The following is a 9837-nucleotide window of genomic DNA, read 5'->3' as shown; positions in this document are numbered from 1 at the left end:
GTCAAGGCCATACTGGCCGATGCTGGTGATCCAGGCCTGCCCGGCGATGGTGACCACGACGGCGTCGCGCTCGCCGACGCGCGCATTGGCGATCACGCGGGAATCGAAATGGGTCCCGATGATCGACTTGTTGCGGAACAGCTCACCCTTGGCGATCTGCCCTTTCGCAGACATCACTGCCAGCCGCCCGGTGGTGCCGGTGCCGGTCGGCGAGCGGTCGAGCCTGCCATGCAGGCACACCGTGCCGTTGATGCTTTCCACGCGCCCGTCGATGCGCTCGATCGGGCCTTCGAAAATCACGTTGGACACGTCGCGGATCTTCGCGTTCTCCGGATGCACGACCTCGAGCTGCTCGTTGACCGCCTTCTTGATGCGTTGGCCCATCAGCGACATCTGGTGGGCCTCGTCGGGTTTGACAGCGAAACCGAGTGCGCGCGCATTGACATGGGCGAAAGTCATGCCGCCATAGGAGGTGTCGACGGTGATCATGCCGAGCCCCTCGACTTCGACATGTGTGTCGAGGTGGAACGTGAAAGCCGGCACGTTGGTGAACTCCACCTGCTTCACCTTGCCGTTCTCGCAGAGGCAGCGCACCTCGATCATGCCGGCCGGCGCCTCCATGCGCAGTCGCGTCTCGGGTTCCTTCATCGGCACCATACCCGTCTCCAGCGCCACGGTGGCGACGCAGATGGTGTTGGAGCCAGACATGGGCGGGTATTCGGTGCTTTCGAGGATCACATAGCCGAGGTCGGCGGAGCGATCACAGGGTGGCAGGATGATGTTGGCGTTGACGTAGGGCGCGCCGCGCGGTTCGAAGAGAACGAGCCCCCGTATGTCGTCCATATGCTCCTGGAGATATTCCTTCTTCTCGAACATGGTCTTGCCGGGCACGTCCATGACGCCGCCGGTGATCACATTGCCGACCTCTCCCTCGGCATGGCAGCCGACGACCGTGAATGTTCTTGACCAGCGCATTTTTTCTCCCTTTCCCCTTGATGACTAAACCTGAGCGAGGCGAACGAATGGCTTCAAACGCCGTCCAGCCCTTGCTCGAGAAAACGGTCGAGCTGTTCGATCTCCTGGGCCGAGAGGCTGATGCCGCCACTCTCCGATGCTGCTCGGGCAATGAATCGTCGCTGCGAAGGCAGGCGCGCGCCCTGGCCAAGGATCGCCTCGAACAGGACTTCAGCACGGCCGAGCGGATTGCTGGGGCGGCCGGCGGAAAAAGTCTGTGGCGAGAAAGCGATGATCAGCTCTCCATGCGATGGATAAAGCGTCGTGGTGCCGAGCAGATCGAGCGCTTCGGGGCTGGTCAGGTCGCCGATCATGATCCCGGCGAGAAGCTCGATCATCGTCGCGATGGCGGAGCCCTTGTGACCGCCGAAGGGAAGCATGGCGCCCGCCAGGGCAGCTTCGGGATCGGTCGTTGGCCTGCCGTCAGAATCCATGGCCCAGCCTTCCGGCAGCTTCTTGCCTGCCCGGCGGTGCAGCTCGATCTCGCCGCGCGCGGCAACCGAGGTCGCGAAGTCGAAAACGTAAGGCTGTCCGTCGCGCGGCCAGCCAAAGGCAAAAGGATTGGTGCCCAGCAACGGTCCGTTGCCGCCGGTCGGAGCAACTGTGGCATAGCTCGGGCACATGGCGAGGCCGGCAAGGCCTGCCTGGGTCAAGGCTTCGACCTCCACCCAAAGGGCGGAAAAATGCACCGCATCGTTGATCGCGAGCGCGGCAATGCCGCACGAGCGCGCCCGCTCGACCAGCACCGGCAGGCCCAGTTCGAAGGCCGGGTTGGCGAAACCGTGCTTCGCATCCACTTTGACGAGGGCGGGAGCGTCTTGAGGCAACAACTCGGGCACCGCGTTCGGCTCCACCTTTCCGGCCTTGATCGTCCTCAGGGCGCCTTCGATCCGGTAGATACCATGCGACTTGCAGGCGTCGCGTTCCGCCGCGACGATGACCCGTGTGATGGCGCTGGCTTGGATGGGGTTCAGTCCGGCCTTGCGGAAAATTGCACCGACGCGCTCATGCAGGGCATCGATAGTGATCGTGGTGTTGGTCATTTCTGGCCTTCGGGTATGGCTGTGCGCAAACGCAGGTGCCGTTAAAAATCCAGACCACTGGCAAAGGCTCTTAGATCCTGTGCAAGCAAAGCGGGCTGCTCGAGGGCTGCGAAATGACCACCGCGCGGCATCGCTGTCCACTGGCGGATGTCCTTGAAGACGCGTTCGACCCAGCTCCTGGGCGGCATCGGCAGCTCTTTGGGAAACAACGCCACCGCAAACGGAACGTAGATCGCCGTGCCGGGCGCGAAGGCAAGCGGGCGGGCGCGCGTTTCCCAATAGAGGCGCATCGACGAAGCGACGGTCCGGGTGAACCAGTAGAGCGAGATGTTGGCGAGCATGTCGTCGCGCGAAAAAGCGGCGTTGGCCAGATCGCCGTCGCAATCGCTCCAGTCTCGGAGTTTTTCGATCATCCAGGCTGCCAGTCCGACCGGCGAATCCGTCAGCCCGTAGGCAAGCGTTTGCGGACGCGTCGCTTGAATATGAGCATAGGCGCCATGAAGATCCGCCCATCCGGCTTTCCGTTCCAGGAAGGCGCGTTCTTCCGATGTCAAGTCACCGTCCGGGCCTGCATCGTGAGGAGGGGAGAATGAGCCGGGGATGAAATTGAGATGCACCCCGGCGAGACTGTCGGGATGCGCGTGTGCCAGACAGGTCGACACGCCGGCGCCCAGATCCCCGCCCTGGGCGAGATATCGTTTGTAGCCGAGACGGCTCATCAACTCGGCCCACAGGTCGGCAATTGTGAACAGGTTGAGACCAGGCTTGGTCGGCCGGCTCGAAAAGCCATAACCGGGAATCGACGGGGCCACGACATTGAAGGCGTCCTCCTGTCTTCCGCCATGCGAAAGCGGGTCGGTCAGAAGCGGGATCAGCCTGTGAAATTCGAAGACGCTGCCTGGCCAGCCATGTGTGAGTATGACCGTTCTGCCGGTCGCAACAGCGGCGCGCGCATGGATGAAATGGATGGTTTCGCCACCGATTTCCGTCTGGTAGTGCGGATGGATGTTCCAGGCGGCTTCCTGCTTGCGCCAGTCGAAGCCGGAGCGCCAGTGCTGCATAAGTAGCCGCAGTTCTTCGTATTCCGTTCCCTGCGCCCAGCCTATCGCCTGCAATTGGTCCGGCTCGCGCCAGTTCGAGATGCGCTTCTTCAAATCGTCGATTTCAGATTGGGCAATCTCGATCGTGAAGGGGCGAATTTTCATGGGGCCCTCTGCTTGCCGACGATGAGGTTCCGGGCGGCGATAAAGTCGCGACGTCGCTGCCGGTTGGCGCGAAGCGCTTCCGTCGACGCTTCGATCGAGACCGCTGAGAAACGCAGGTGCGCGCCGACCGGCGCTTGCGCCAGCCGCCAGAGGTCGGCTTCGATCACCGTAGCGATCTTCGGATAGCCGCCGCACGTGTTGGCATCGGCAAGCTGGATGATCGGCTGGCCGGACGGCGGCACCTGGACGGTGCCCGGCACGATGCCGTGGGAGAGCAATTCCAGCGGTGAGAGGAGGGAAAGCGTCTCTCCGAAAAGGCGATATCCCATGCGGTTGGCGTCGTTGGTGATGTTCCATTCGCTGCCGGTGAAAGCCGCCTGGGCCTCCGGCGTGAAGGCGTCGAATTCGGCGGCCGGCAGAACCCGCAATTCGATTGCGCAGGCCGCGCCGTCCGCCGCGCCGCGCCGCTCCTCCAGCGCTGCGCCAAACCCGCCCGCAGGAAGGCCGCATTGCGCAGGGTTGAGCGCAAGCCGGTCGCCGCGGGACAGGCCGCGTCCGGCGAGCCCGCCGAAACTGCCTTTCACATCCGTCGAGCGCGACCCCATGACTGGCGGCAGATCGAGCCCGCCGGCGAAAGCGATGTAGGAACGGGCACCGATGCGCGGCGCTTCGAGGATAAGGGTCTCGCCGGCGCGGATCGCCATGGCCCACCAGGGCGGGCAGGGCCGGTCGCCGACGCTGACGGCGCAGTCCGCGCCGGTGATGGCGACCGCGGTGTCGATATGCGCGCGCAGCCGGAACGGATGAAGCGCGACCTCGATCCCGGCAGCCGAGGGATCATTGCCCAGCATGAGATTGGCGATCGCCAGCGCCTGGGTGTCCATGGCGCCGCCATGGCTCACCCCCAGCGCCAGATGGCCGGGCCGGCCGAGATCCTGGACGGTGTTCGGCAGGCCGGTGGTGAGGATCTCGATCATGCCGCGATCCCTGCGATTGCGAAGCGGATCGTGTCTCCAGGCCTGAGCAGCACGGGCAATTCCGCTCCGGCCTTGAACAGCGTCACGTCCGTATGGCCGATGATGTGCCATCCGGATGGTGCTGTCATCGGCATGATACCCGCCTGCGCGCCGCCGATGATAACGGCGCCCTCGGCGACTTTGAGGCGAGGCGTGCTGCGCCGTGCCCACGCCAGCCGCGGGTCGAGACCGGACAGATAGGGAAAGCCCGGCATGGCGCCGATGGCGGCGACGGTGTAGGTGGCCGCCGCGTGGCACCTGACGGTCTCGTCGACAGACATGCCGCAATGCGCGGCCCAGCTGGCGAGATCCTCGCCGCGCGCGCCGCCATAGCTGACGGGAATGGTATGATGCGTGCCGGTCACCGCGTGGGCATCGGTGGCGGCCCAGAGCGACATCAGCTGACCGCCGACGCTGTGGGCGTCCGTAGCGAGCGGGTCAAATACCACCAGCAGGTTGTTCATGCCGGGAACGGTCTCGCGCACCCCCTTGAGGCTCAGCGCGGCATTCGCTACCGCCCAGACCAGTTCCTGGGTGGCATCATTGAAAGCCCCCTGCGCGCCATCAAGCAGCAGCGCGCCTGATCCCGCGAGACTGATGTTGGGCGTACCTGCAACCACGGGCGGTCAGTCCTTCACCGGCACCGTATAGTTCAGGATCAGGCGACCGCCATCCGGATAGATGGTTTGGCCGACAATGTAGGAGGCGTCGTCGCTGGCCAGGAAGGAAGCGACACTGGCGATCTCCGAAGGTTCGCCACAGCGGCCGCTCGGCGTGCGCGACAGGATGGTCTGGCGCTGCGCTTCGCTGGCCATGACGGAACTCTTGACCATGTCGGTCAGGATAGTGCCGGGGCCGATGGCGTTGACGCGGATGTTATGCGGGATCAATCCGACGGCCATCACCGCCGTCAACTGCTTGATGCCACCCTTGGACACGGCATAGGCGACCGAATTGGGAATGGCCAGAATGGCGTTGATCGACGACATGTTGATGATCGAGCCGCCGCGTCCCTGCGCGATCATGGCTCTTGCCGCGGCCTGCCCGAGAAGGAAGGGCGCCTTGAGATTGACGCGCTGAACCAGGTCGAAGGCTTCCTCGGGGAAGTCGACGAAATCGTCCAGATGGATGATGCCGGCATTGTTGATGAGCACGTCGACACCGCCGAAGCTTTGCATGGCCTTGGCAATGATGCCGTCGGCCATGTCCCTGCTGATTTCGGAAAGGTCGGCGGACAGCCAGACGGCGCGCTCGCCAAGACGTTCGGCATGCTCGCGCCCGCGATCGGCCTGCACGTCGACAAGCACAACCTTGGCGCCATCGGCATGAAAGCGCTCGGCGCAGGCAAGGCCCAGGCCTTGTGCCGCCCCGGTAACGATCACGACTTTTCCTGCGTGCTTCACGATCCAAATCCCTTTTACGATTTTCGACGCTTATGGATATGTTATCCAACTTATCTTAAACTTCGACGCCATTGCAAGCCCGGATGAATGGCTGCCGGATGACTGCACTAGGCCGGCACGCAGCGGTTTTGGGCAGTCTTTGCTTTTTTCAGAGGACTATCCGCAAGTCGGTTGACACTGCCGAATTAATTGTGATTGGATACTATATTCACAAAAGAGGACCGACAGTGGGAGAACGGGAGATGGCAGATGCACCTCAGGGAAGCGAACTGATAGACGCGTTCCGCGCTCTTGCGACGCCACTGATCAGCGACAATCTCGCTCGTGTCCCCGGAGCTGTCGGGTTGCGGCCATTTCATCGGGTGAGCGGCGTCATGGCGGGGAGGGCGCTGACGGTCAGGACCCGTCCCGGCGACAACCAGTTCATCCATCGTGCGCTCGATCTGTTGCAGCCCGGAGACGTCATCGTCGTCGATGGCGGTGGCTATGAGGGCCGCGCGCTGGTCGGCGAAATCATGACAAGTGTCGCGGCGTCGCGCGGCGCCGCAGGCATTGTCATCGACGGCGCCATCCGCGATGCCGGTGCCATCGGCCGCAGTCCGTTTCCATGCTTCGCGCGGTCGGCCATCCATCTCGGGCCGTACAAGGATGGTCCGGGAGCCATTAATGTTCCCGTCTGCATAGGCGGCATGGTCGTCGGTCCAGGTGACATCGTCGTGGGCGACGAGGATGGCGTCGTGGCATTTCCAATCGACGGTGCCGCGGCCTTGCTGGCCGCCGTCCTGGCGCAGGAAAGCCGCGAGGCCGACATCATGCAGAGCATCCGGGAGAACCGCTACCAGGGGGCGTATGCCCGGGCCTCCGGCGGCAGTCACTGATCTGCCGGGTCAGTCCTTGCCGGTGACAAATCGCGTGGCCGGCTGGCGATCTTGCTCAACATAACCGCTCCGCAGCTAACCGAGGGGCGAAACAATGCATTTCAGGCACGCCGCCTGGATGCGCCAACAGGGGAAAATGGAGAGAATTAATGGTTGTTTCCTTCAAGAGGCTCGCTTGTGCCACCGCCCTTGCCGGGCTGGCTCTGACCACGATGGCCGCGGCTGCCGACATCAAGATCGGCATCGTGGCTCCCATGACTGGCCAACTGGCCAGTGAAGGGCAGGATATGGAGAATGCCGTGAAGATGGCGATCGATGCCGTCAACGCCAAAGGCGGCGTCAACGGCGACAAGATCACCACCACGACCGCCGATGACGCCTGCGATCCGCAGCAGGCGGTGACCGCAGGCAGCAAGCTTGTCTCGGAAGGCGTGACTGCCATCGTCGGCGGCTACTGTTCGGGCGCCGTCTTGCCGACGTTGAAGATCTACGGTGACGCCGGCATCCCATTCGTCATCATCGGAGCGAATTCGACCAAGCTGGTCGCTGCCAATCAGGGCAATGCCTTCCTCGCCAATTCGACCGGCGACATGCAGGCGACGACGGCCGTCGAACTCTTCAAGAAGAACGGCTTCAAGAAGATCGCGGTCGTGGACGAAGGCGATGCCTATTCGTCCGACCTGGCCAAGCTGACCGCCGAAGCCTTCAAGAGCGCAGGCGGCGAAATTGCCGCCAAGGAGACCACCACAGCCGGCGAGCAGGATTATTCGGCGGTCGTCACCAAGATCAAATCAAGCGGCGCCGACGCTGTCTTCTGGACCGCCTATCATGCCGGTGGCGCATTGCTCACCAAGCAGCTTCGGCAGGCCGGTTTCCAGGGCGGCATTGTGCTGGGCGACGGCAACAATTCGCCGGAATATCTGGAAATCGCCGGTTCGGCCGGTGAGGGCGTGTACCTGTTGTCCCCGCCCACCGTCGACCTCCTGTCCGGCGCGGCCGACTTCAAGGCCAAGTACAAGGAAACCTATGGCCGCGATGCCGGCGCCTATGCGGCGCTCTCCCACGATGTGGGCGACTTGATCGCCGATGCGATCACGCGGGCCAAGTCGGTGGATCAAAAGGCGATCATCGAAGCGCTCAAGGCAAGCGACTTCAAGGGCCTTGCCGGTGAAATCAAGTTTACCGACAAGAACACGCTCCAGACGTCAAATTTCCGCCCGGTGATCGCCAAGGGCGGCAAGTGGGTGGCTGTCGAATAAAGGCGAACCAGATTGACGCCGAGGCAGGCCTTGTGGCGGCCTCGGCGTCACCGCCGATTGTCTGGCGCCGACGCTGCGCCCAGGCAAGACTTTTTCAATTCTGCCCCCGGAGCATCAATGACGCTCGACCTGCTTATTCAGCAACTGGTGAACGGTCTTATCGTCGGCTCGTTCTATGCCCTGATCGCGCTTGGCTACAGCATGGTGTTCGGCGTCATCAAGCTCCTGAATTTCGCCCATGGCGACATCTACATGAACGGCGCCTTCGTTGGCCTCATCGTGTTTTCCTTCGTCGGCATATGGGTTGGCAACGGCTGGCTGGGCGTGGTCTGCGCCCTGCTGGTTTCGATGTTGGTTGTCGGCTTGCTCGGCGTCGTCATCGAACGCTTCGCCTATCGGCCGATGCGCAATGCGCCGCGCCTCTCCATCCTGATCACGGCGCTCGGTGCGTCGATGGTGCTGAACGGTACGGCACTCGCCCTGACGGGCGGGCGGCATTACGCCTTCAACACGGATCTCGGTTTTGCCGGTGTCGACATTTCCACCGTTCACATCACCTACACGCAGATGGTGCTGGTGGCCGCCTCCATCGCTCTTATGGCAGGGATGCAGGCCTTTGTCTCACGCACCATGTACGGCAAGGCGATGCGCGCGGTGTCCATCGATATGGGGGCAAGCCGCCTGATGGGCATCGATGTCGACCGGGTGATCGCCTTGACCTTTTTCATGGGTTCGGCGCTCGCCGCCGGCGGCGGGGTCATGGCCGGCGCCTATTATGGCAGTGTCCATTTCTTCATGGGCTTCATCATGGGGCTCAAGGCCTTCACCGCCGCGGTCATAGGCGGGATCGGCAGCGTGCCGGGCGCCATGCTTGGCGGCTTGCTGCTCGGCCTGCTCGAGGCTTTCGGTTCGTCCTTGCCCTTCGTCGGATCGGAGTGGCGTGACGTCTTCGTGTTCGGGACCCTGATCCTGTTCCTTGTGTTCAAGCCGACCGGCCTTCTTGGTCGCTCGGTGGTGGAGCGGGTGTGATGACCGACGAAGTGAGGACCATGCCGGCCACCGCGCAACCGCGACTGATGCGCTGGTCCGTTGTGCTGCCTGGCCTGGCGGCACTCGCCTGCGCGCTGGTGTTGCCGCAATTCGCCAACGCCTATATGACTGAGGTGGCAACCACGGCGCTGCTCTATGTCGTTCTGTGCCTCGGGCTCAACATTGTCGTCGGCTATGCGGGTCTGCTCGATCTCGGCTACGCCGCCTTCTTCGCGGTGGGCGCCTACACATCAGGCATCCTGACCGCGGAGTTCGGCTTCAATTTCTGGCTCACCATCCCGGTCGCCATGGCGGCAGCCTGCGTGGCCGGCATCATCATCGGCGCTCCGACCTTGAGGCTGCGCAGCGACTATCTGGCGATCGTGACGCTGGGCTTCGGCGAGATCGTGCGCATCATCGCCCGCAACCTCGACATCACCGGCGGCGCCAGCGGCCTTATCGGCATCGAGCGGCCGGAGATCTTCGGCTTCAAGCTGATGCAGGTGCAGCACTTCTACTATGCGTTCCTGGTGCTCGCGCTGCTCACCGCCTTCGTCTGCCTGAGCGTCGAGCGGTCACGAATGGGACGAGCCTGGTTCTACGTTCGCTATGATGAGGACGCCGCCGCCGGTATCGGCATCAACCGTGTCACGGCCAAGCTGCAGGCCTACATGATGGGCGCGGTGATCGCTTCCGTGGCCGGATGCCTCTACGCGGCCAAGATGACGGCCATCTCGCCGGAGAGTTTTACCTTCAACCAATCGCTTCTCATCCTGCTTGGCGTCGTGCTGGGTGGCATGGGCCGCATTCCCGGCGTTGTGCTCGGTGCAGTTCTCGTGGCCCTGCTTCCGGAGGTGCTGCGCGGGGCGGGCACCTATCGTCCCCTGGTGACCGCGGTTGCGCTGCTGGCAATCATGCTCTTCAGGCCGAACGGGCTCTGGCCGGACAAGCGAGTCTGACCATGGCGCTGCTGGAAGTCCGCGATCTGGG

General features: G+C 63.3%; 10 protein-coding genes. 4 read left to right on the top strand and 6 right to left on the bottom strand.

Going from position 1 to position 9837, the window contains the following annotated elements:
- The 6 genes from EN993_RS24905 to EN993_RS24880 form a co-directional block, all read right to left on the bottom strand.
- The coding region (locus EN993_RS24905) for a proline racemase family protein (protein WP_127265085.1) at nucleotides 1-975 on the bottom strand (975 nt) is incomplete at its 3' end.
- A 53-nt stretch (nucleotides 976-1028) separates the two neighbouring features.
- A complete protein-coding gene (locus tag EN993_RS24900; RefSeq protein WP_127265086.1) occupies nucleotides 1029-2057 on the bottom strand; it encodes an Ldh family oxidoreductase in 1029 nt (342 codons plus the stop codon).
- Between the two features lie 41 nt (nucleotides 2058-2098).
- Nucleotides 2099-3262: an epoxide hydrolase family protein gene (locus tag EN993_RS24895; protein WP_127265084.1), complete on the bottom strand. Its 1164-nt coding sequence runs from the start codon at nucleotides 3260-3262 to the stop codon at nucleotides 2099-2101.
- Nucleotides 3259-4239, bottom strand: coding sequence for a biotin-dependent carboxyltransferase family protein (locus tag EN993_RS24890; protein ID WP_127265083.1), 981 nt, complete (start codon nucleotides 4237-4239; stop codon nucleotides 3259-3261). The genes EN993_RS24895 and EN993_RS24890 overlap by 4 nt, the downstream gene beginning before the upstream one ends.
- Nucleotides 4236-4898: a 5-oxoprolinase subunit PxpB gene (gene pxpB, locus EN993_RS24885; RefSeq protein ID WP_127265082.1), complete on the bottom strand. Its 663-nt coding sequence runs from the start codon at nucleotides 4896-4898 to the stop codon at nucleotides 4236-4238. Before pxpB ends, EN993_RS24890 begins: the two co-directional genes overlap by 4 nt.
- A gap of 6 nt (nucleotides 4899-4904) precedes the next feature.
- A complete protein-coding gene (locus EN993_RS24880) occupies nucleotides 4905-5681 on the bottom strand; it encodes an SDR family oxidoreductase (RefSeq protein WP_164548750.1) in 777 nt (258 codons plus the stop codon).
- Between the two features lie 242 nt (nucleotides 5682-5923).
- Between EN993_RS24880 and EN993_RS24875 the strand changes: the two genes are divergently transcribed.
- From EN993_RS24875 to EN993_RS24860, 4 genes are all read left to right on the top strand, one after another.
- A complete protein-coding gene (locus EN993_RS24875) occupies nucleotides 5924-6559 on the top strand; it encodes an RraA family protein (protein ID WP_109660144.1) in 636 nt (211 codons plus the stop codon).
- A 149-nt stretch (nucleotides 6560-6708) separates the two neighbouring features.
- Nucleotides 6709-7818, top strand: coding sequence for a branched-chain amino acid ABC transporter substrate-binding protein (locus EN993_RS24870; RefSeq protein WP_127265081.1), 1110 nt, complete (start codon nucleotides 6709-6711; stop codon nucleotides 7816-7818).
- Between the two features lie 117 nt (nucleotides 7819-7935).
- The gene (locus tag EN993_RS24865) at nucleotides 7936-8847 is read left to right on the top strand and encodes a branched-chain amino acid ABC transporter permease (protein ID WP_109660147.1); all 912 of its coding nucleotides are present in this window, start codon (nucleotides 7936-7938) and stop codon (nucleotides 8845-8847) included.
- Nucleotides 8847-9806 (top strand): branched-chain amino acid ABC transporter permease, encoded by a 960-nt coding sequence (locus EN993_RS24860; protein WP_245468958.1) that lies wholly within the window; start codon nucleotides 8847-8849, stop codon nucleotides 9804-9806. Before EN993_RS24865 ends, EN993_RS24860 begins: the two co-directional genes overlap by 1 nt.
- The last annotated feature ends 31 nt before the right edge of the window (nucleotides 9807-9837 follow it).

It is taken from the genome of Mesorhizobium sp. M7D.F.Ca.US.004.01.2.1, from assembly GCF_003997785.1.
GTDB lineage: Bacteria > Pseudomonadota > Alphaproteobacteria > Rhizobiales > Rhizobiaceae > Mesorhizobium > Mesorhizobium loti.
The sequence above is the reverse complement of the archived record's forward strand: the minus strand, read 5'-3'. Positions and strand labels throughout refer to the sequence as shown.